The organism is Paenarthrobacter sp. NPDC057355 (genome assembly GCF_042667405.1).
In the GTDB taxonomy this organism is placed as follows: domain Bacteria; phylum Actinomycetota; class Actinomycetes; order Actinomycetales; family Micrococcaceae; genus Arthrobacter.
The window spans coordinates 70,123-91,510 of record NZ_JBHVAL010000013.1 but is presented as its reverse complement, the minus strand read 5'-3'; the positions used below and the strand labels follow the sequence as shown (position 1 = coordinate 91,510).

22 protein-coding genes are annotated in these 21,388 nt (G+C 64.5%); 19 read left to right on the top strand and 3 right to left on the bottom strand.

Annotated elements, in window-relative coordinates; genetic code table 11:
* Positions 1-30 precede the first annotated feature (30 nt).
* From ACFUOZ_RS14750 to ACFUOZ_RS14735, 4 genes are all read left to right on the top strand, one after another.
* On the top strand, positions 31-372 hold the full coding sequence (locus tag ACFUOZ_RS14750) for a YlxR family protein (RefSeq protein ID WP_377549406.1): 342 nt from the start codon (positions 31-33) through the stop codon (positions 370-372).
* A gap of 152 nt (positions 373-524) precedes the next feature.
* Positions 525-3,380, top strand: coding sequence for a translation initiation factor IF-2 (infB, locus tag ACFUOZ_RS14745; RefSeq protein WP_377549404.1), 2,856 nt, complete (start codon positions 525-527; stop codon positions 3,378-3,380).
* Positions 3,381-3,457: 77 nt separating this feature from the next.
* Positions 3,458-3,925, top strand: a complete 468-nt coding sequence (gene rbfA, locus ACFUOZ_RS14740; RefSeq protein WP_377549402.1) for a 30S ribosome-binding factor RbfA — start codon at positions 3,458-3,460, stop codon at positions 3,923-3,925.
* Between the two features lie 85 nt (positions 3,926-4,010).
* On the top strand, positions 4,011-4,493 hold the full coding sequence (locus ACFUOZ_RS14735) for a nucleoside deaminase (protein WP_377549400.1): 483 nt from the start codon (positions 4,011-4,013) through the stop codon (positions 4,491-4,493).
* Between the two features lie 11 nt (positions 4,494-4,504).
* On the opposite strand, the gene ACFUOZ_RS14730 is transcribed toward ACFUOZ_RS14735, so the two are convergent.
* Entirely contained in the window at positions 4,505-5,674 is a 1,170-nt protein-coding gene (locus ACFUOZ_RS14730; protein WP_377549398.1) for a pyridoxal phosphate-dependent aminotransferase, read from the bottom strand.
* Between the two features lie 34 nt (positions 5,675-5,708).
* On the opposite strand from ACFUOZ_RS14730, the gene truB reads away from it, so the two are divergent.
* The 8 genes from truB (at position 5,709) to ACFUOZ_RS14690 (ending at position 13,480) form a co-directional block, all read left to right on the top strand.
* Positions 5,709-6,674 (top strand): tRNA pseudouridine(55) synthase TruB, encoded by a 966-nt coding sequence (truB, locus tag ACFUOZ_RS14725; RefSeq protein WP_377549396.1) that lies wholly within the window; start codon positions 5,709-5,711, stop codon positions 6,672-6,674.
* A 2-nt stretch (positions 6,675-6,676) separates the two neighbouring features.
* On the top strand, positions 6,677-7,030 hold the full coding sequence (locus ACFUOZ_RS14720; RefSeq protein WP_262278037.1) for a hypothetical protein: 354 nt from the start codon (positions 6,677-6,679) through the stop codon (positions 7,028-7,030).
* 20 nt (positions 7,031-7,050) lie between these two features.
* Positions 7,051-7,485: a hypothetical protein gene (locus tag ACFUOZ_RS14715; protein ID WP_377549394.1), complete on the top strand. Its 435-nt coding sequence runs from the start codon at positions 7,051-7,053 to the stop codon at positions 7,483-7,485.
* Between the two features lie 88 nt (positions 7,486-7,573).
* Positions 7,574-8,557: a bifunctional riboflavin kinase/FAD synthetase gene (locus ACFUOZ_RS14710; protein WP_377549392.1), complete on the top strand. Its 984-nt coding sequence runs from the start codon at positions 7,574-7,576 to the stop codon at positions 8,555-8,557.
* 159 nt (positions 8,558-8,716) lie between these two features.
* Positions 8,717-8,986, top strand: coding sequence for a 30S ribosomal protein S15 (rpsO, locus tag ACFUOZ_RS14705; protein ID WP_144663024.1), 270 nt, complete (start codon positions 8,717-8,719; stop codon positions 8,984-8,986).
* 238 nt (positions 8,987-9,224) lie between these two features.
* Positions 9,225-11,477 (top strand): polyribonucleotide nucleotidyltransferase, encoded by a 2,253-nt coding sequence (locus ACFUOZ_RS14700; RefSeq protein WP_377549390.1) that lies wholly within the window; start codon positions 9,225-9,227, stop codon positions 11,475-11,477.
* An 88-nt stretch (positions 11,478-11,565) separates the two neighbouring features.
* Positions 11,566-12,909 carry a M16 family metallopeptidase gene (locus ACFUOZ_RS14695; protein ID WP_377549388.1) on the top strand — a complete coding sequence of 448 codons (1,344 nt, stop codon included), beginning with the start codon at positions 11,566-11,568 and terminating at the stop codon, positions 12,907-12,909.
* Positions 12,910-13,000: 91 nt separating this feature from the next.
* A complete protein-coding gene (locus ACFUOZ_RS14690) occupies positions 13,001-13,480 on the top strand; it encodes a DUF1579 family protein (protein ID WP_377549471.1) in 480 nt (159 codons plus the stop codon).
* On the opposite strand, the gene ACFUOZ_RS14685 is transcribed toward ACFUOZ_RS14690, so the two are convergent.
* Entirely contained in the window at positions 13,477-13,743 is a 267-nt protein-coding gene (locus ACFUOZ_RS14685; protein WP_377549386.1) for a MoaD/ThiS family protein, read from the bottom strand. The genes ACFUOZ_RS14690 and ACFUOZ_RS14685 overlap by 4 nt on opposite strands.
* Positions 13,744-13,749: 6 nt before the next feature.
* Positions 13,750-14,889 carry a GTP 3',8-cyclase MoaA gene (gene moaA, locus ACFUOZ_RS14680; RefSeq protein WP_377549385.1) on the bottom strand — a complete coding sequence of 380 codons (1,140 nt, stop codon included), beginning with the start codon at positions 14,887-14,889 and terminating at the stop codon, positions 13,750-13,752.
* A 134-nt stretch (positions 14,890-15,023) separates the two neighbouring features.
* Between moaA and ACFUOZ_RS14675 the strand changes: the two genes are divergently transcribed.
* From ACFUOZ_RS14675 to ACFUOZ_RS14645, 7 genes are read left to right on the top strand one after another with little or no spacing between them, the layout of a single operon-like run.
* Complete coding sequence (locus ACFUOZ_RS14675; protein ID WP_377549383.1) at positions 15,024-15,770, top strand: response regulator transcription factor; 747 nt, start codon at positions 15,024-15,026, stop codon at positions 15,768-15,770.
* The gene (locus tag ACFUOZ_RS14670; RefSeq protein ID WP_377549381.1) at positions 15,760-16,989 is read left to right on the top strand and encodes a sensor histidine kinase; all 1,230 of its coding nucleotides are present in this window, start codon (positions 15,760-15,762) and stop codon (positions 16,987-16,989) included. Before ACFUOZ_RS14675 ends, ACFUOZ_RS14670 begins: the two co-directional genes overlap by 11 nt.
* Complete coding sequence (locus tag ACFUOZ_RS14665; RefSeq protein ID WP_377549379.1) at positions 16,986-18,581, top strand: molybdopterin-dependent oxidoreductase; 1,596 nt, start codon at positions 16,986-16,988, stop codon at positions 18,579-18,581. The genes ACFUOZ_RS14670 and ACFUOZ_RS14665 overlap by 4 nt, the downstream gene beginning before the upstream one ends.
* Positions 18,582-18,636: 55 nt before the next feature.
* Entirely contained in the window at positions 18,637-19,869 is a 1,233-nt protein-coding gene (glp, locus tag ACFUOZ_RS14660) for a gephyrin-like molybdotransferase Glp (RefSeq protein WP_377549469.1), read from the top strand.
* The gene (moaC, locus tag ACFUOZ_RS14655; RefSeq protein WP_377549377.1) at positions 19,857-20,396 is read left to right on the top strand and encodes a cyclic pyranopterin monophosphate synthase MoaC; all 540 of its coding nucleotides are present in this window, start codon (positions 19,857-19,859) and stop codon (positions 20,394-20,396) included. Before glp ends, moaC begins: the two co-directional genes overlap by 13 nt.
* Entirely contained in the window at positions 20,393-20,896 is a 504-nt protein-coding gene (locus tag ACFUOZ_RS14650) for a MogA/MoaB family molybdenum cofactor biosynthesis protein (protein WP_377549375.1), read from the top strand. The genes moaC and ACFUOZ_RS14650 overlap by 4 nt, the downstream gene beginning before the upstream one ends.
* On the top strand, positions 20,886-21,341 hold the full coding sequence (locus tag ACFUOZ_RS14645) for a molybdenum cofactor biosynthesis protein MoaE (protein WP_377549373.1): 456 nt from the start codon (positions 20,886-20,888) through the stop codon (positions 21,339-21,341). Before ACFUOZ_RS14650 ends, ACFUOZ_RS14645 begins: the two co-directional genes overlap by 11 nt.
* The last annotated feature ends 47 nt before the right edge of the window (positions 21,342-21,388 follow it).

The following is a 21,388-nucleotide window of genomic DNA, read 5'->3' as shown; positions in this document are numbered from 1 at the left end:
GACAGTAGCGTAAGGCAGGTTGGACACGTCGTGGCTGAACTGCTTGAACGCGTCCAAGGGCCTGTTCGCACGTGCATTGGATGCCGGAAGCAAGGCTCCCGGTCCGAGCTTGTCCGGCTGGTCGCCCAAGGCGGCGGTTCACCCGCCGTCCTCGTCGATGTTCGACGCCGGATGACCGGCAGGGGTGCGTGGCTGCACCCCAGCGAGAAGTGCTTGGCATTGGCGATCAAGCGTCGCGCGTTCGGAAGGGCCCTTGCGGGCGCGACTGAAACGGGCGCCGTCGAGCGCTACCTGATGCCGGGTACGCCACCTGTGGAGGCCGCGGCACCCACAGGAAAACCGTCCAAACCTGAAAGCGGGTCAGAAAACTGATGGAAACCCGATGAGTTCCCAGCGATGAGTGCGTAACGATGACAACTTTGTTGCGCTCTGCAATGGGCCTTTCATGCGCGCAAGCGGCGAAGGCCCGCAGTAAGAAGTAGACGGTTCGTGCCTGGCTCGGTGCGGACCGAGACAGGAGAAATGTGGCCAAGGTCCGCGTACATGAGCTCGCCAAAGAGCTCGGTATTACTTCCAAAGATGCAGTGACCAAACTGCAGGAATTGGGCGAATTCGTTCGCTCCGCCTCTTCCACCATTGAGGCCCCCGTCGTGAAGAAGCTTCGCGACGCCTACCCGGGTGCCGGCGCTGCCAAGTCTGCCGCCCCAGCAGCCGCTCCTGCGGCTAACCGTCCCGTATCCCGTCCGGCTGCTCCGGCTCCGGGCCCTGCGACGCCGAAGGCTCCGGCCCCGGCGCCTGCAGCTCCCGCTCCGGCAGCTCCGGCTCCCTCGGCTCCGGCTCCGGCAGCACCTGCTGCTCCGGCCGCATCCACCCCGGTTTCGGCCAAGCCCGGTGCTCGTCCTGCTCCCAAGGCAGAGACTCCTTCTCCGGCACGCCAAGGCGGCCAGGCCCCGCGTCCGGGGGGTCCCCGTCCCGGCAACAACCCGTTCGCTACGTCGCAGGGCATGCCCCGTGGCCGTGGTGGCGATGGTGACCGTCCGCCGCGTCCGGGTAACAACCCGTTCGCACCGTCGCAGGGCATGCCCCGTGGCGAACGTCGCAATGATGGCGAACGTCCGGGTGGTCCCCGCCCCGCGGCCGGCACCGGTGGTCCTCGTCCCGCAGCAGGAACCGGTGGCCCCCGTCCGGGTGCCCCGCGTCCTGGCGCACCCCGTCCGGGCGCTCCGCGTCCTGCCGGTGGTCCTGGTGGCGGAAACCGTCCGACTCCGGGCATGATGCCCAACCGTACTGAGCGTCCGGCTCCGGGTGGCGCAGGCCGTCCCGGCGGCGCTGGCCGTCCGGGTGGCGGCGCTGGCCGTCCGGGTGGCGCTCCGGGTTCAGGCACTGGTGGCGGAGCTCCCGCCGGTGGTGGCTTTGGCAAGGGCGGCCGTGGCCGCGGTGGTACCCAGGGTGCCTTCGGCAAGGGCGGCGCCGGTCGTGGCAAGCAGCGCAAGTCGAAGCGTGCCAAGCGCCAGGAACTGGAGCAGATGAGTGCTCCGTCGCTGGGCGGCGTATCAGTACCCCGCGGTGACGGCGAGACCATCATCCGCCTGCGTCGCGGCTCGTCCATTACGGACTTCGCCGAGAAGATCGATGCGAACCCCGCATCGCTGGTGACCGTACTGTTCCACCTCGGTGAGATGGCAACGGCAACCCAGTCGCTGGACGAAGACACCTTTGGCCTGCTCGGTGCCGAACTTGGCTACAAGCTTCAGGTTGTTTCGCCCGAAGACGAGGAGCGCGAGCTCCTGGACCAGTTCGACATCAACATCCAGGACGAACTCGACGCCGAAGGCGACGACGTCCTCGAACCGCGTCCGCCGGTTGTCACCGTCATGGGTCACGTTGACCACGGTAAGACCCGCCTGCTTGACGCCATCCGCAACTCCAACGTTGTGGCCGGCGAGCACGGTGGAATCACCCAGCACATCGGTGCTTACCAGATCAGCCACATCCACGAGGGCCAGGCCCGCGACATCACCTTCATCGACACCCCCGGTCACGAGGCCTTCACGGCCATGCGTGCCCGTGGTGCGAAGGTGACCGACATCGCGATCCTGGTTGTCGCAGCCGACGACGGCGTCATGCCGCAGACGGTTGAAGCGCTCAACCACGCCCAGGCGGCAAATGTGCCGATCGTTGTCGCTGTGAACAAGATCGACAAGGAAGGCGCCAACCCGGACAAGGTCAAGGGCCAGCTCACTGAGTACGGCCTGGTTCCCGAGGAATACGGTGGCGACACCATGTTCGTTGAGGTTTCTGCCCGCCAGAACCTCAACATCGACGAACTGATCGACGCCGTCCTGCTGACCGCAGATGCCGCCTTGGATCTGCGTGCCAACCCGGACAAGGACGCTCGAGGCATCGCCATCGAAGCGAACCTGGACAAGGGCCGCGGCTCCGTGGCCACCGTCCTGGTGCAGTCGGGTACTTTGGCTGTTGGCGACACGATCGTTGCCGGTACGGCTCACGGCCGCGTCCGCGCAATGTTCGACGAGAACGGCGAGGCACTGGATGTCGCACTGCCGTCCCGTCCGGTCCAGGTGCTCGGTTTGTCCAACGTGCCGCGTGCAGGTGACACCTTCCTGGTGACCCCTGACGAGCGTACGGCCCGCCAGATCGCTGAGAAGCGCGAAGCAGCAGACCGCAACGCCGCCCTGGCCAAGCGTCGCAAGCGCATCAGCCTGGAAGACTTCGACCAGGCAGTTGCCGAAGGCAAGATCGACACCCTCAACCTCATCCTCAAGGGTGACGTGTCCGGTGCCGTGGAAGCCCTCGAAGACGCATTGCTCAAGATCGATGTCGGAGACGACGACGTGCAGCTCCGTGTCATCCACCGTGGTGTGGGTGCCATCACGCAGAACGACGTCAACCTGGCAACGGTGGACAACGCCATCATCATCGGCTTCAACGTCAAGCCGGCTGAACGCGTGGCTGAACTGGCTGACCGTGAAGGCGTGGACATGCGCTTCTACTCGGTCATCTACGCAGCAATCGATGACATTGAGATGGCTCTCAAGGGCATGCTCAAGCCTGAATACGAGGAAGTCCAGCTCGGCACCGCCGAGGTTCGCGAAGTCTTCCGTTCTTCCAAGTTCGGTAACATCGCCGGCTCGATCGTCCGCTCGGGCATCATCCGCCGTAACAGCAAGGCACGTGTCAGCCGCGACGGCAAGGTCATCGGTGACAACCTCACCGTTGAGACGCTCAAGCGCTTCAAGGATGACGCCACCGAAGTCCGTACCGACTTCGAGTGTGGTATCGGTCTTGGCTCCTTCAATGACATCAGCGAAGGCGACATCATCGAGACCTTCGAGATGCGCGAAAAGCCGCGCGTCTAGGTTCCGCATGGAACGGGTCCGTCGGGTAATCCCGGCGGACCCGTTCCGTCCCCGTTTCTACTTTCCAGGAGGAAGTCATGGCTGATCCCGCACGCGCTGCCAAACTTGCACAGCGGATCAAGGTCGTCGTCGCTGAGGCGCTCGGGCGCCGGGTCAAGGATCCGCGCGTCGAGTCCATCACGGTCACTGACGCCCGCGTCACCAACGACCTTCGGCACGCCACCATCTACTACACCGTGTTCGGTGATGAGGCAGCCCACTCCGATGCCGCGAAGGCGCTGGAGAAGGCAAAGGGTGTTCTGCGCCAGGAAGTTGGCCGCAACATTACGGTCCGTCTCACGCCTACCCTCGAATTCGTGGCAGACCAGATCCCGGTCAATGCCTCCAACCTTGAGGAACTGCTGCGCGAAGCCAAGCGTCGCGACGCAGAGGTAGCCGCATTGGCTGCCGGTGCCAAGCACGCAGGCGACGCCGATCCGTACAAGGGCGATGACCCGGACGACCTCGACGAAGACGACGTCGACGACGAGGATGCCGCCCGCTAACCCCCCTCGAGTTTTTGTACAGCTAATGCCCCTAAGACTGAGTTTTAGGGGCATTAGCTGTACAAAAACTCGTTAGGATCGGAGCATGTCGGCGCACAGTGCTCACCAGCGTGATGAATACCTGAACCGGGCCATAGAGCTGGCCGTCCAGAACGTTTCCGACGGCGGCGGACCATTCGGCGCCATTGTGGTCACTCCGGACGGAACCGCCCATGAGGGGGTCAACCGGGTAACCAGGGACCACGATCCCACAGCCCACGCCGAGGTAGTGGCAATCCGCCGGGCCGCCGCTGCCATCAGGAAGTTCGATCTCTCGGGTTCGGTGCTCTACACCAGCTGCGAACCGTGCCCGCTGTGCCTCTCGGCGACGCTGTGGGCCAGGATCGGGCACGTCTACTTCGCGGCTGACAGAAACGGTGCGGCACGGGCGGGCTTTGACGATGCCCTGTTCTACGAATACTTCAACGGTTCCAGGCCCGCGCTTCTGCCCGTGGAACACTTCGAGCTCCCGGCTGCGGACCAGCCCTTCGAAGCATGGCGGAACCACGTCCGACGCACTGCCTACTAGGGCTGTCCCTCTCAGGACGCGCCGGAGCCTGGCCGGGCTGGAAGGCGGCTGACGCCGTCGAGCAGGTCCTCCTGGCCGCCGCACAACGCAATCCGGATCCAGCCCTCACCGATCGACCCGAAGGCCGTTCCGGGCGCAAACGACACGCCTGGGTCCGCAAGGAACTTGCGCACCCAGGTGCGGACGTCGCCGTCGCTCACGTGCGAAACGTCGGCCCACAGGTAGAAGGCTCCCTGCGCACCCAGGTAGGGGATGTTCTTCTCCGCCAGCACGGCCGAGGCTGCGTCGCGGTTGCTCCGATAGTGCTCGCGGGCGGTGGAAATATACTCCTGCGGCCCGGTCAGCGCCGCCAAGGCCGCGTACTGCGACGGCGACGCTACACACGAGACGATCGATTCCATGACATTGTTCATCTTCTGCTCCAACCCCGGCGGGCAGACCAGCGCACCGATACGCAGACCGGTCAGGCCGTACGTTTTGGAAAGCGTCAGGGAAGCGAACACCCTGGACTCGCCGGGTATGGCACTGTCAAAACGGACCGGGCTGACGTGTGGGACGTCGAAGGTAAAGGCTTCATAGCACTCGTCGGAAATGATCCACAGATCGTGCTTGACGGCAAGGGCAACCAGCTGCCGGGTGGTCTCCTCGCTGAAGACCGCGCCGAGCGGATTGGACGGCGAGTTCAGCATCAACACCTTGGTCCGGGGCGTGATGAGGGCTTCGATGTCCTCGATGTGCGGCTGGAAGTCGTTGTGCGGGTACAGCGGATACTGCACGGGAACTGCGTGCAGCAGCCGGGTTGTCATGGCGAACGTGGGGTACCCGGGGTTGGGGATGAGGATTTCGTCACCGGGGGACAGGAGCAGGCTCATGGCGAAATGCAGGCCTTGTTGCGCGCCGTCCACAACGTAGACCCGGTCGGCGCCGATGTCCACGCCTTGCTGTTCCCGGAACCGCGCGGCAAAGGCTTCACGAAGGGCCGGAATGCCCGCGTTGGGCGTGTAGTTGGTCTCGTCCCGGTCCAGGCACGCGATCCCGGCATCCAGGATGTGGCGGGGCAGTGCGAACCCTGGCTCTCCGATGCTCAGGACGATCGCCCCGGGGGTGGCCCAGGCGGCTTCTGTGATTTCGCGGATCTGGTTCACGGGGACGTCGCGGACGTGCGCGGCAAGCTCAGGCATGGGAGCCATCCTAGCCACCCATATACTGGTAAGCGTGCTTTCTGGACTGGTAATCGTTGACAAACCGCAGGGATGGACCAGCCACGACGTGGTTGGACGGATGCGGCGGCTGGCCGGCACCCGGAAAGTGGGGCATGCAGGGACCCTTGATCCCATGGCCACCGGGGTGCTGGTGATCGGCATTAACAAGGCAACACGGCTGCTGACCTACATCGTGGGCACATCCAAGACCTACACCGCCACCATCAGGCTGGGCGAGACCACCATCACCGACGACGCCGAAGGCGAGGTCACAGAAACCCGCAGCGCAGCCGCCGTCACCGATAAAGCCATTGCTGCCGGTGTCGCCGCGCTGACCGGTCCCATCCAGCAGGTCCCCAGCAGTGTCAGTGCCATCAAAGTCAACGGCGAGCGTTCCTACGCCCGTGTCCGCTCGGGGGAAGAGGTCAAACTCGCTGCCCGGCCGGTCACTATCCACCGTTTCGATATCCACGCGGTCAACAGGCCCGACGGCGGCAGGGTGGTTGACGTCGACGTCACCGTCGAATGCTCCTCGGGAACGTACATCCGGGCTTTGGCCCGCGACCTCGGCTACGCACTGGGCGTAGGTGGCCACCTCACCGCCCTCCGACGCACCCAGGTCGGCCCGTATTCCATCGATCAGGCCAGAACCTTGGAGGAACTGGCAGAAGAGCTCGAAGTCCTTGACATGTCCTTGGCCGCACGCGCCCTCATGCCAAACCGTGAGCTGAGCGAGGAAGAAACAACGGAGATCTCCTTCGGCCGCCGCATTGCCGCTGGTCCCGGGGCAGGCACTCCTGATGCGGCCACGGCCGACAAACCTGCCGCAGCGTTCGCGCCGTCGGGGGAGTTGGTGGCACTGTTGGCAGACTCAGGCACCTTCGCCAAGCCGGTGCTGGTCTTTGCGCCCGGGACAGGCTCCGGAACCGGAACGGGCGCCGGAACCGGCGCCGCCTCCGGAACGGGCCAGGCGGAGTAGGCATGGACGGGTATTTTTACGCACTCCTGATCGTCGGGCTGGTTTCGACCATCCTGTGCATCGTCGCCGGTTTGATGAAGAAGGCGCCCAACGATCCCACGATCTACTCCGTGCTGGCGGTCGAAGTGGTGCTGCTGGTGTATCTGGTGGGATCGATCGTCCGCGTTGCCTTGGGCGAGCAGATCGCCGGTGAGCCATGGGAATTCTGGGGCTATATGCTGACCGCGCTGATCATCCCGCTGGGTGCGGTGTACTGGGCAATTCTTGAGCGCACCCGCTGGAGCAACTTCGTCCTGGCGGCGGTGGGTGTGACGGTCCTTGTGATGGGTGCCCGCATGAACCAGATCTGGTACTGACCTTGAAGGAAGAACACGAAGTGACTGGAACCGAGACCAACTCCGCCGGCCAACAGCCGAAGCAAAAAGATACGCCGAACACAGGCCCCGGACGTCTGCTGATTGCGGTGTATGCAGTGTTCGCCCTGTCGGCGACGGCGCGCGCCGGCTACCAGATTGCCACCAAGTTCGCCGAGGCTCCGCTGGCGCACATCCTTTCGGCATTTGCCGCCGTCGTCTACATTGTGGCGACCGTTTCGCTGGCGAAGCCGGGCCGCACCTGGTTCAAGGTCTCGCTGGCTGCGGTGCTCACTGAACTGGTGGGTGTGCTGGTGGTTGGCGCGATCAGCCTCTTCGATCCGGTCGCTTTCCCGCATGACACGGTGTGGTCACTGTTCGGGCGCGGCTATGGCTTCGTACCGTTGCTGCTGCCGATCCTCGGGCTTCTGTGGCTCAACAAGCGGCGACCGTCCTGAGCCGTCTGCCCTTGCGGGTAACCTTAGATTGTTCCGGAGCCGGGAGGTTGCCGGACGGAATGAACATCTGCAGTAAAAGGCGAGGTTGATGGTCCACATCTGGAACGATCCCACTGAGGTCCCCAAGGACTTCGGACCCACCGTTGTCACTATCGGCAATTTTGACGGGGTACATCGGGGCCACCAGCATGTCCTGGCCCAACTGACGGACACCGCGAAGCGGTACGACATTCCCTCGGTTGCTGTGACGTTCGATCCCCACCCGGCGCAGGTCCACCGGCCGGATGCTGCGCCTGAGCTGATCATGGGCCTCCAGGACAAGCTGGACGCACTGGCTGATACCGGCGTCGACGCCGTCCTGGTCATGAAATACACATTGGACCTTGCAGCGATGTCGCCTGTTGAGTTCGTGCGTGACATCCTGCTCGACGGACTCCATGCCGCCCACATAGTAGTGGGCCACGATCTCCGTTTCGGTGCTGGGAATGTGGGCGACGTTGTCACGATGCAGGAGCTGGGCGAACATCTGGGCTTTGGTGTGCAGGTGGTCCATGAATACGGCGCAGGCGGCTTCCCGCTTCATCACGACGGCGATGCCGACCGCCGCTGTTCTTCCACTTGGGTGAGGGAGGCCTTGTCCGAAGGCGACGTGGTCACAGCTGCTGCCGTGCTCGGCAGGCCGCACCGGATGCGGGGCGAAGTGGTTCATGGTGCTGCCCGTGGACGCGATCTCGGATTCCCCACAGCCAACCTTTCCCCGGATTCGACGGGCTACATCCCGGCCGACGGCATCTATGCCGGCTGGCTGATCGATGAATCAGGTACGCGGTGGCCGGCCGCCATCTCCGTGGGTTCAAACCCCACTTTCGATGGCGTCAGCCGCCAGGTCGAGGCCCATGTGATCGACCGTCCCGAAGAGAACGTTGAAGACTTCGACCTCTACGGCCAGACAGTTGCGGTCGAATTCACCCGGCGCCTGCGGGGGATGGTTGCCTACCGTGGGCCGGAAGCGCTGGTGGAACAAATGTGCCTCGACGTGGCCCAGGCACGGGAGCTGCTCGCCCCGCTGTAGGGGATTTTCGACAACACTGGCGGCCTGCCGGTAAACTGGTAAATGGTTCTGGCCGCAGTCCGTGGCAGCTGGACCTGTTTTTGTGTGTGGAGACGCCCCAAGGACAACCCGTCAGCGAGGCGCTGCATCGGGAAGCACGGCACAACTCTAGGAGTTCACGTGGCACTTGACGCCGCTGTAAAGCAGTCCATCATCAAGGAATACGCAACCTCTGAAGGCGACACCGGTTCGCCCGAGGTCCAGGTTGCAGTCCTGACCCAGCGGATCAAGGATCTGACTGAGCACATGAAGGAGCACAAGCACGACTTCCACACCCAGCGCGGTCTCCTCGCACTGGTTGGTCGTCGCAAGCGCATGCTTTCCTACCTGAAGGACACCGACATCGCCCGCTACCGTTCGCTCATCGAGCGTCTCGGCCTGCGCCGCTAGTCTGTCTTTGGCGGCCCGGTCCTTCGAGGAACGGGCCGCCTTCTTCACCAACAACTAAACACAGGAATCAACCGCATCGCGCATTCGCGGTCCTCGGTAGTGATTCCCGGGATATGTGCCGCAGGAGGTGCAGCCCGTGGATCTCGATCGATGACCGGGTGTAGTACAGGCCAGTAAAAAAGAAGAGGCCTGGGTTGATGCGGTGGACTTCCGCTAACAGAAACGGAGGTGACTCTCCATGGAGGGTCCCGAAATCCAGTTCTCCGAAGCCATCATCGACAACGGCCGGTTCGGCAAGCGCGTCATTCGCTTCGAAACCGGTCGCCTTGCCAAGCAGGCAGCCGGCGCTTCGATGGTTTACATCGACGATGACACCGCGCTTCTCTCCGCAACCACCGCCGGCAAGCAGCCGCGCGAAGGTTTCGACTTCTTCCCGCTGACGGTCGACGTCGAAGAGCGCATGTACGCGGCCGGCCGCATCCCGGGCTCGTTCTTCCGCCGCGAAGGCCGCCCGTCCACCGAAGCCATCCTGGCTTGCCGCCTTATGGACCGCCCGCTGCGCCCGGCCTTCGTCAAGGGCCTGCGCAACGAGGTCCAGATCGTCGTCACCGTTCTGGCGATCAACCCCGATGAGCTCTACGACGTCGTCGCCATCAACGCGTCCTCGATGTCCACGCAGCTTTCCGGCCTCCCCTTCTCCGGCCCGATCGGTGGCGTCCGCGTTGCCCTCATCGCCGACGAGCAGGGTTCGCAGTGGGTTGCCTTCCCCAAGCACTCCCAGCTCGAGAACGCCGTGTTCAACATGGTTGTCGCCGGCCGCATCGCCGGTGACGACGTCGCCATCATGATGGTTGAAGCCGAAGCCACGGACAACTCCTGGAGCCTCATCAAGGAACAGGGCGCCACTGCCCCCACCGAAGAGGTTGTTTCCGAGGGTCTTGAGGCCGCCAAGCCGTTCATCAAGGCACTGTGTGAAGCACAGGCGGACCTGGCAGCCCGCGCTGCCAAGCCCACGGTCGAGTTCCCGGTCTTCCTGGACTACCAGGACGACGTCTACGCTGCTGTCGAAGCTGCTGCCGCTGACAAGCTGGCCGCTGTGTTCCAGATCGCTGACAAGCAGGAGCGCGACAACGCTTCCGACGCTCTCAAGGACGAAGTCCTCGGCGCACTCGCCGGCGAGTTCGAGGGCCGCGAAAAGGAGCTGTCCGCAGCGTTCCGCTCGGTCACCAAGCACGTCGTGCGCCAGCGCATCCTCAAGGACCAGATCCGCATCGACGGCCGTGGCCTGACGGACATCCGCCAGCTGACCGCCGAGGTCGAGGTTCTTCCCCGCGTTCACGGCTCGGCCATCTTCGAACGCGGCGAGACCCAGATCATGGGTGTCACCACGCTGAACATGCTCAAGATGGAGCAGCAGATCGACTCGTTGTCGCCGGTAACGCGCAAGCGGTACATGCACAACTACAACTTCCCGCCGTACTCCACCGGCGAGACCGGCCGCGTCGGTTCCCCGAAGCGTCGCGAAATCGGCCACGGTGCCCTCGCAGAGCGTGCCTTGGTTCCGGTTCTGCCCACCCGCGAAGAGTTCCCTTACGCCATCCGCCAGGTTTCCGAAGCCCTCGGTTCCAACGGTTCGACGTCCATGGGCTCGGTCTGCGCCTCGACGCTTTCCATGCTCAACGCAGGTGTGCCGCTGAAGGCTGCCGTTGCCGGTATCGCCATGGGCCTGGTTTCCGACCAGGTTGACGGCCAGACCCGCTACGCTGCCCTGACCGACATCCTCGGCGCCGAAGACGCTTTCGGCGACATGGACTTCAAGGTCGCCGGTACGTCCGAGTTCGTCACGGCCATCCAGCTGGACACCAAGCTGGACGGTATCCCCGCATCCGTGCTGGCAGCAGCACTGAAGCAGGCCCGCGAAGCCCGCCTCCACATCCTCGAGGTCATCAACGCCGCGATCGACACCCCGGACGAGCTCTCCGAGTTCGCCCCGCGCGTTATCGCCGTCAAGATCCCCGTGGACAAGATCGGCGAGGTCATCGGCCCCAAGGGCAAGATGATCAACCAGATCCAGGAAGACACCGGCGCGGACATCTCCATCGAAGATGACGGCACCGTCTACATCGGCGCTACCAACGGCCCGTCCGCAGACGCTGCGCGTTCGGCCATCAACGCCATCGCCAACCCGCAGGTACCGGAAATCGGTGAGCGCTACCTGGGTACGGTCGTCAAGACCACCACCTTCGGCGCCTTCGTTTCCCTTACCCCGGGCAAGGACGGCCTGCTGCACATCTCCGAGCTCCGCAAGCTGGCCAACGGCAAGCGCGTGGACAACGTCGAAGATGTCGTCTCCGTGGGCCAGAAGGTCCAGGTCGAGATCACCAAGATCGATGACCGCGGAAAGCTGTCCCTCTCGCCGGTTGTTGCCGAAGAAGAAGGCGCAACCGCAGAGGAAGCTCCGGCCGAAACCGCTGAAGCTTCTGCAGAGTAGTCTGTAAGCAGTACACCCGGCGGGGCCGGTGGACTTGAAAAGGTCCACCGGCCCTTCCGGCCTTAACCCGAAAACCTGAAAGGCCTTGATGACTGTCGTACCCTTGCCGCTGGAGCAGACCCTTCCCGGCGGCGAATTGATCCATGGTGCCGAGGGCGGTTCCGTCGTTCGGCGTTCGGTCCTTCCCGGCGGCGTGCGCGTCCTGACCGAGGCGATGCCGGGCCAGCGTTCGGCCACCATCGGGTTCTGGGTGGCAGTAGGTTCACGCGACGAGGCAGAAGGCCAGCACGGATCAACACACTTCCTTGAACACCTCTTGTTCAAGGGCACCAAGCGCCGCACCGCCCTGGAAATAGCGTCCGCCTTCGATGAGGTGGGCGGCGAGTCCAACGCCGCAACGGCAAAGGAAAGCACCTGCTACTTCGCCCGGGTCTTGGACACCGATCTCCCCATGGCCATCGATGTCATTGCGGACATGATCACCGGTGCGGTTCTGGACCCCGCCGAGCTTGAGCAGGAACGCGATGTCATCCTCGAGGAAATCGCCATGGACAGTGATGACCCCACGGACGTCGCCCATGAGAAGTTCGTGGCCGCCGTGCTGGGTGAGCATCCATTGGCGCGCCCCATCGGCGGAACGCCGGACGCCATCAAGGCCGTCGCACGCGATTCTGTGTGGGAACACTACCAGCGTTACTACCGCCCGGAAGAGCTGGTCATCACGGCCGCTGGCGGACTGGATCACGACGTCGTCTGCGGGCTGGTGCTCGACGCTTTGACCGCTGCGGGCTGGCAGCTTGACCCCGACGCCGCTCCAGTGAACCGGCGCGGGACCGAACGGGCAGTGATCACCGGTACGTCGGGACTTCACGTGGTCAAGCGTCCCGTGGAACAGGCAAACATCATCATGGGTTGCCCGACGATGGTTGCCACGGACGATCGCCGCTTTGTCATGAGTGTCCTCAACGCGGTACTGGGCGGCGGCATGTCCTCGCGGCTCTTCCAGGAGATCCGCGAAAAGCGCGGGCTGGTGTACTCGACGTACTCCTTCACTGCGGCCTATGCGGATGCCGGATACTTCGGCATGTATGCCGGCTGCACGCCTTCCAAGGTCCGTCAGGTGTTGGAGCTTCTGGGCGTGGAGCTGGACAAACTCGCCAAGGATGGTATTACGGCAGAGGAACTCAGGAAGGCCGTGGGGCAGCTCAGCGGCGGGATTGTCCTGGCCCTCGAGGACACGGGTTCCCGGATGTCGCGGCTTGGCCGGGCAGAGCTGGTTTCCGGTGAGTTCCAGGACATCGACGAAACCCTGGCCCGCATCCAGGCGGTCACGGTGGAGGAAGTACAGGAACTCGCCCGTGAACTGGCCGAGGCTCCGCGAACCATCACAGTGGTGGGACCCTTCGAAGAATCCGAGACGTTCGGACTCTGAGGCGGGCCGGTTTCTGCCGCCGGCTCTGGACGCGCCCAGCCTCAAGGGGGCAGCATGATGGTGATGCTGCCCCGTTGGCTTTGGAGACATGATGGACCTGTCCGCACCCGGTCGTGCCGCCGATATTCTCCGGGACTTCCTCGGCCATTGGACGGGCATAACGGAAATCGCGTCCTCGCCGTGGGGGACCGCCCGGACGGCCGACGCCGAGGTCGTATTTACCGGGACGGCCGGTGGCCATGCGGTGGTCCAGAGTTACAGGCACCGCGAGCCCGACGGGAGCCATTTCGAGGGACACGGCATGTTCACGGTTGACCGTGACCACGGGGACACCCTCTGGTATTACGTCGACAGCATGGGTAAGCCACCGGCCGCGCCGGTCAGGGGAACGTGGAGTGCGGGCATACTGACGTTGGAGCGACGCACGGCCGACGGCGTGGCCAGGCACACTTTCCGCGTGGAGGACGGCGTCTTGGTACACACAGCCGACTTGCGTTTGGAAGGCCATGCAGGCTTCAGCCCGCTGCTGAAGAGCGTCTTCAGGAAAACTGCCGTGCCTTCGGGCCGCTAGCCTCCGGCGAACGGAGGAAGGACATCAATGACGTCGTCGGCTCCGAGCGGCGCAGAGTGGTCCCGCACCGCCACTTCGTTACGCAGGAAGCTGCTGCGCGCCACGATCCTGTCCAGCGTTGGCGTGCCTTCCGGAGGTACAGGACGTTGGACGGCGAGGGCGGCTTCCAGGAGCGCTTCCAGGCTGGTGCCTTCCGGCAGTGCGTGGAGTTCTTCTTCGACTCCCGCTGCCGCGCGCGCGGCAGCGAAGTAACGGACCAACAAAATTCTTCAGCCTCCGATTGCGCTCATGCTGCGGTCCGGCTGCACGAAGTCCGCTGCGCCGAGACCGGTGTGGTCCATGCCATGGGCCTTGGGTTTGATCCACATGGCGTCCTGCCAACGTTCGGCGAGTTCGGCATCTGTTGCCCCACTGCGCAGGAGCCCCAGAAGGTCGAACTCCTCCCGGGAGAAAAGGCAGCTCATGATCTTGCCCTCGGCCGTTATACGTGTGCGCCGGCAGTCGGAGCAGAACGGTTCGGTGACCGAGGCGATGATGCCCACCGTTCCAAGTGCGGGACCTGACGCTTCAGCGGAACCGGAGTCCCGGCGTCGTACTTCAAACCGTTCGGCAGGGGCGCCGTCGCGTTCGCGCGGGTCGGGGGACAGGACGAAGTCGCGGGAAAGGAGCTCCCGGATCTCCGCGGCGGTGATCATGTTGCGGCGCGTCCAGCCGTGGTCGGCGTCCAGGGGCATCTGCTCGATGAATCGCAGTTCGTAGCCGCGTTCCAATGCCCACGCCAGGAGGTCCGGGGACTCGGTGTCGTTGATGCCACGCATGAGCACGGCGTTGAGCTTCACCGGGCCGAGGCCCGCCGCCCAGGCGGCATCGACGCCGGCCAGTACCCGGTCCAGGAACGGACGCCGGGTGAGTTTGGTGAAGGTTTCCTCGTGGAGGGAATCGAGCGAGACGTTGATCCGCGTGAGCCCGGCCGCTTTCAGGACTGCGGCCTTCTTGTCCAACCCCACGCCGTTGGTGGTCATGGAGATGGGAAGGTCCGGATGCTCGCTCCGGATGCCGGAGATGATCTCCGTCAGATCGGCGCGCACCAGCGGTTCACCGCCGGTCAGGCGCAGTTCCCGGACACCCAGCGAGTTGACGCCGATGCGGACGATCCTGACGATTTCGTCCCGGGTCATCACCGCTTGCTTGGAGAGCCATTCGAGGCCTTCTGCCGGCATGCAGTAGGTGCACCGGAGGTTGCATTTATCCGTCAGGGATAGCCGCATGTCAGTGGCGCGACGACCATGGCGGTCCCACAATCCGGCCGGAGTGCCGGCCGGGCGGGGCGGCGGCGTTGCCGCACCGCTTTCCGTGCCGCCCACGGCTCCGATGGAAGGGGGCATTGGCATGCCCAACTGAACACTCATGAATTCAGGCTACGCCACCCGGGCGGGAACAGTGACACCGGTTACAGCCAAGGAGTTCTTACGGAATTCCTACGGTTGCGCCGCTGTTGCTGGAATCGCGTGCCGGGCCTCGTTGGCAAATCTATGCTGAAAGCGTGACCACGAATGCGGCATCATCAGCGGAGCCGGGAAACCGGCGTATCCTCCTGGTCGAGGACGAACAGACCATTGCCGATGTCGTCCGCGATTACCTCGTGATGGCGGGGTTCCAGGTGGACACCGCAGGCGATGGCTTCACCGCCCTGGCCCTCGCGGCCCAGCGCAAGCCGGACCTCGTCATCCTGGACCGTATGCTGCCCGGACTGGACGGGGTTGAAGTGTGCCGAAGGCTGCGTCACACCATGACCGTACCGGTCATCATGGTCACGGCGTTGGGAACCGAAGATGACCGGATCCTGGGGCTGGAGATGGGCGCCGACGACTACGTCACCAAGCCGTTCTCGCCCCGGGAACTGGTGCTGCGCGTCAAGTCCGTGCTGCGGCGAAGCATCAAGGACTACGCTCCCGAACCGTCGGTTGAAGCCGCCGGACTGGAACTTGATCCTGCGTCGCGGACCGTGACGCTGGCAGGGCAGCCCCTCTCGCTGACAGCCCGTGAATTCGACCTCCTTGCCTTCCTGATGCGCAGGCCCAACCAGGTGTTCAGCCGGGAAGAGCTCATCAAGGCCGTGTGGGGGTGGGACTTCGGGGACCTCTCGACCGTTACTGTCCACGTCCGCCGGCTGCGCGAGAAAATCGAAGTCAATCCCACCAAACCGGAACTCATCAAGACCGTGTGGGGTGTCGGCTACCGGTTCGACGCGTCCCCGGACAGCAAGCGGGAGGCGGAGCATGGAGGGTAGCGAACTCTGGACCATCCTGGCCTGGGTCCTTTTCTGGGCCGTTCTCATCGGCGCCGCCACCTTGGCCCTGTTGCGGGTGCTTCGCCGGGCCTCGGTATTGGCCCAAATCTGCCTGGTGGTCGTCGCCACGGTGGCCGTGCTGGTGGCGGGTATGGTCAGCGCATTCAACGCGATGTTCATTTCTGCCAGGGACCTCGAGGTGATGTGGTACATCCTTGCGACCGCATCGGCGGTCGCTGTCGCCCTGTCCCTCGTGCTTGGCGCAGGAGTGTCGAGGAACGCGGCACGGCTTGTGGACGCGGCCCGCAGGATCGGTCGTGGCGAAACGCTGGAGCACTCCCGGGGAGAGGGCGGAAGGACGGCTCCCGCCATGACTTCGGAGCTGGCCGAACTGGCGCAGGAACTTGAAGCAAGCAGCCGGAGCCTCGCTGAATCCCGTGAACGCGAAGCCGCCATCGAGAAGGCCCGGCGCGAGCTGGTGTCCTGGATCTCGCATGACCTGAGGACACCGCTTGCCAGCATGCGCGCCATGACCGAGGCCCTCGAAGACGGAATGGCTCCGGACGTCCAGGGCTACTACCGGAAAATCATCGGGCAGACCGAGCAGATGACCGCGATGGTCAACGACCTCCTTGAACTGTCCAAAATCCAGGCGGGGAGCCTTCGCCTGCGCGCTGAAGCACTGGATCTGTACGACCTCGTCAGCGACGCCCTGTCCGATCTGGCACCTTTGGCAGCCAAGCGGGGTATAACGCTCGACGGCGGTGGCGCCCGCGAGTGCATGGCGGTGGCCGACGGACCCAGCCTGGCCAGGGCGGTACGTAACATCCTCTTGAACGCCATCATCTACAGCCGCCCGGACACCGAAGTCCATGTCAGCGTTGGACGGGATAACGGCAACGCCGTCATCGCGGTCCAGGACCAGTGCGGTGGTATCCCCGAGGAGGACCTTCCGCACCTCTTCGAAACGGGGTGGCAAAAGGACCCGTCGCGGGGCGCTCCGCAGGCCCTGCAGGGAAGCTACAGCGGGGCCGGTATTGGACTGAGCATGGTGGCGGGCATCGTTACCGCGCACGGCGGCGAGGTGAGCGTGGGCAATGTCGACGGCGGTTGCCGCTTCGCGCTCACGCTTCCGGCCGGATCGGTTCCGGAAGCCGCCGCACCGAAGAAGACGGTGGGGACGACCGGATCGAACAACGTCCGTGGAGGCACATCATGAGTACACCGGTACGCAACACAATGAAGACCGGGCGCCCCACAGGCACCCCGCAATTATGGGCCCCTGCTGCCGGGCTCGCTGCCGGTGCGGCAGGGATTGCGGCGGGGGAGCTCACTGCCGGGCTTCTCAGCCCCTTGGTTTCCCCGGTGACGGCCCTCGGCGGGGCTGTGATCGACGCCGTGCCGCCGGGGGTGAAGGATCTTGCCGTTCAGCTCTTCGGAACGGCAGACAAAGTGGTCCTGGTGACCTCCATCGTGCTGGTCGCCGGGTTCCTGGCCGCGCTCGCAGGCATCCTTGAACGACGACGTCCCGGGCTTGGGCTGGCACTTGCCGGACTTGCGGGCGCTGCTGGACTGACCGCCGTCGTGACCCGTGCCCAAACCAGTCCGCAGGCGGCGCTGGCGCCGATCGTAGCCGTCGCCGTCACCATGGTCCTGTTGAGGATGCTCATCCGGAGGCTCAACATCTGGGTTCCCCGGGGAACGAGCATGACGGCCGCAGGACAGGAGCGCGGGCAGGCGCCCCTGGCCAGACGGAGTTTCCTCAATGCAATGACCGGAACGGCCCTTGCCGCTGTGGTGGGAGGAACGGTGACGGCGATATTCACCCGGGCCACCGCCGTGGCCGCGGGGTTCCGCAGTTCGCTGAGACTGCCGTCCCCGGCAACGGCACCACAAGCCGTCCCGGCAGGCGCCTCGCTTTCCTTGCCGGGTATCAGTGCGTTGGTGACCCCCAACGCCGACTTCTACAGGATCGATACCGCACTGACGGTTCCGGCCATCGACCCGCCGGCGTGGAAGCTGAAAGTCACCGGAATGGTGGAACGGGAAGTCGAACTGGATTTCGCCGAGCTCCTGGCCAAACCCATGACGGAGCGCCACATCACCATCGCCTGTGTGTCGAACAATGTCGGTGGCGACCTCATCGGCAACGCCCTGTGGCTGGGGTGGCCGGTCCGTGAGCTTCTGGCCATGGCGGGGCCCAAGGCCGGTGCGGACATGGTGCTCTCCACCAGCAACGACGGCTGGACCGCCAGCACACCCCTTGAAGCGCTGACCGACGATCGCGACGCGCTGTTGGTGGTCGGCATGAACGGAGAACCGCTGCCCTTGGAGCACGGCTTCCCCGTCCGTATGATCGTGCCGGGACTTTACGGGTTCGTTTCCGCCACAAAGTGGTTGACCGAACTGAAAGTGACCCGCTTTGCCGACGACACCGGGTACTGGACTACCCGGGGGTGGAGCGACCATGGACCCATCAAAACGCAGTCCCGCATCGACGTGCCTCGCAACGGACGGACTGTCCAGGCGGGGAACGTTCAGTTTGGCGGCGTTGCCTGGGCGCAGCATCGTGGCCTGGATCGGGTTGAATTGCGCGTCAACCGTGGGCCGTGGCAGAAGGCACAGCTCGCGAGCGCCATCTCCACCGACACCTGGTACCAGTGGCAGATAGGCATCGATCTCACCCCCGGCGATTACGAAGTCCAAGTCCGGGCCACCGACGCAAGTGGCCAGCCGCAAACCGAAGACAAGGCTCCCGTTGCCCCGGACGGCGCAACGGGTTACCACACCATCAGCGTCAAAGTGGCCTGAGCATCTACTCTGGGAACGTCCGGATGTTTGCCGGAAGCCCACGTGCCCCAGGAGGATTCCCGTGCCCCGATCTGTTGCAGCCCATCGCCAGGCAGTGGTGGAACTGCTGACGGCAGCGACCGCCAGGAAGGGCACCTTGCGGCTTCCGCTGGTGGACGCGCTCGGAAAGGCGCTCGCCGTCGACCTCCATGCACCGCTATCCCTGCCGCCGTTCGACAACTCCCAAATGGACGGCTTTGCCGTCCGTTCCGCTGACATTCCGGACGGCGGCGCGAAGCTCCCGGTGTCCGCGCCCGTTCCGGCCGGTGCTGCGCCGGCGCCCCTGAAGCCGGGCCATGCTGCCCCCATCATGACCGGGGCCATGATGCCTGAGGGGGCGGACGCCGTCGTACCGGTTGAGAAGGCGACGCCCAGCAGCTTCCCGGAACCAAGCGTGCAGGACGCGGAAGTGGTGCTGCCGGTGGTCGCACCGGGGACGTACGTGCGCCCAAGCGGCAGTGACATCGACAAGGGCGCGCTGGCGCTGGCTGCCGGCACTTTGCTGGGGCCCGGACAGCTGGGTTTGCTGGCAGCGCTCGGGATGGTGGAAGTGGAGGTCCGTGAGCCCTTGCGGGTCCTGCTGCTCACTACCGGGGACGAGGTCCTCGAGCCGGGCGCGGAACTGACACAGGGCAAGATCTACGACTCCAACGGAACGCTGCTGGAAGCCTCCATGCTGCAGGCGGGCCTCGAGGTGATCCGCACCGGCATCTCGGACGACAAACCCGAGGGCCTGCTGACGGTTCTGGACCGTCACCTTGGAGGGAACGACGACGGCGGCACTCCGGTTGACGTCATCGTCACCACCGGGGGAGTCAGCAAAGGCGCCTATGAAGTCGTACGTCTTGCCATGGCAGGGCAGCCGGTGGACTTCCTCCATGTCGCCATGCAACCGGGCGGGCCCCAAGGATTGGGGACCTTCAACGGTGTCCCGTTCATTGGCTTCCCCGGAAATCCCGTCAGCTGTCTGGTCTCCTTTGAGATGTTCCTCCGCCCCGCCATTTCCCAGCTGACCGGGACACCCGTGCACAGGGCAGTGTTGAAGGCCCGCCTGGCGGAGGCCCTCGCATCCCCGCAGGGCAAACACCAAGTGCGCCGGGGGACCGTCGTGGACGGGGTGGTGCGCATGGAGGGCGGGGCCGGCTCCCACCTCATCCATGCCCTCGCGCGTGCCAATGCCTTGGTGCAGATCCCCGAAGACGTCACGGAACTCGCCGAAGGTGACGAGGTGGAAGTATGGATGCTGTGAACCACACTCCCGATACCCCGGCAGGCCCCACGGGCCTGACCCATCTGAGGCAGGACGGCACTGCCCAGATGGTAGATGTCTCCGATAAAGCCGTGACAACCCGCGAAGCAACGGCCACGGCCACGGTCCGCTCCACTGCTGAAGTCCTGGCCCTGTTGGGCGCGGGCGAACTGCCCAAGGGCGATGCGCTCGCAGTGGCGCGGGTAGCCGGAATCATGGCGGCGAAGAAGACGCCCGAGTTGATCCCGCTGTGCCACCCTTTGCCCCTTTCCAAGGTCACTGTGGACTTCGAACTGTCAACGGACTCGGTGGGGATTCTTGCCACCGTCAAGACCCGGGGCGTGACCGGCGTCGAAATGGAAGCTTTGACGGCCGCCTCCGTTGCTGCGTTGAGCGTCTACGACATGATCAAGGCCGTGGATAAGCACGCAGTCTTGAGCGACATACGCGTTCTGTCCAAGAGCGGCGGCAAGAGCGGAAGCTGGGATGTCACCGGGGATTCGCGGCACGGGGCGGCAGAGGGATGAGCGCGTGCGAGCCGAACGCGCACGGGTCCCGGAAGGCCGGCGTCGTGATTGCCTCCACCCGGGCGGCCGCCGGCCTCTACGCCGACGAAACAGGGCCGGTAATCCTCGACTGGCTCAAGGAGCACGGTTTCGACACCTTCCCCACCATGGTGGTTCCTGACGGCCAACCCGTGGGTGCCGCGCTCAGGGCACTCCTGACCCAGGAACCGGCAGTTGTCATCACCAGCGGAGGAACGGGCCTCAGCCCGGACGACCAAACACCTGAGATGACGCTGCCACTGCTGGACCGGGAAATTCCGGGAATCATGGAAGGCATCCGACGCGCGGGCGCCGCCAAGACTCCCATGGCAATGCTGAGCCGCGGCCACGCCGGCGCAGCCGGAAAGACATTCATCATCAACCTGCCGGGATCGCCCAAGGGAGTCATGGACGGACTGGCCGTCCTTGACCCTGTCATCGGGCATCTCTGCGAGCAACTGGAAGGAAACCATGGGCACTGAAACGGACTTCGAGGTTGTCAGCGCTGTCTTGAGTTCCGAGCCGATCTCGGTGGACCAAGCAATTAACGCAGTGGAATCGGACACTGCCGGCGCCGTAGTCAGCTTCAGTGGCGTGGTACGGAACCACGACGGCGGCAAGGCAGTGGACCGGCTGAGCTACAGCGCCCACCCCACGGCACACCAGGTCATGTCCGACGTCGTCGCGCAGCTGGTCGCTGAACATTCCGGTGAGGCTGACCAACCCGTCCGAATTTGGGCGGCCCACAGAATCGGCACGCTGGAGATCGGTGATCCCGCACTGGTCTGCGCCGTGGCAGCTGCCCACCGGGGACAGGCGTTTGCCGTCTGCTCGGAACTCGTAGACAGGGTCAAGGAGCAGGTTCCCATTTGGAAGGAACAGTTCTTCTCCGACGGCACCGTTGAGTGGGTCGGCGCAGGGGAGTAGGGCGTCGTCACGGTTCCTTGAGTGGCCCGGCCCGGCGGTAGGGTTAA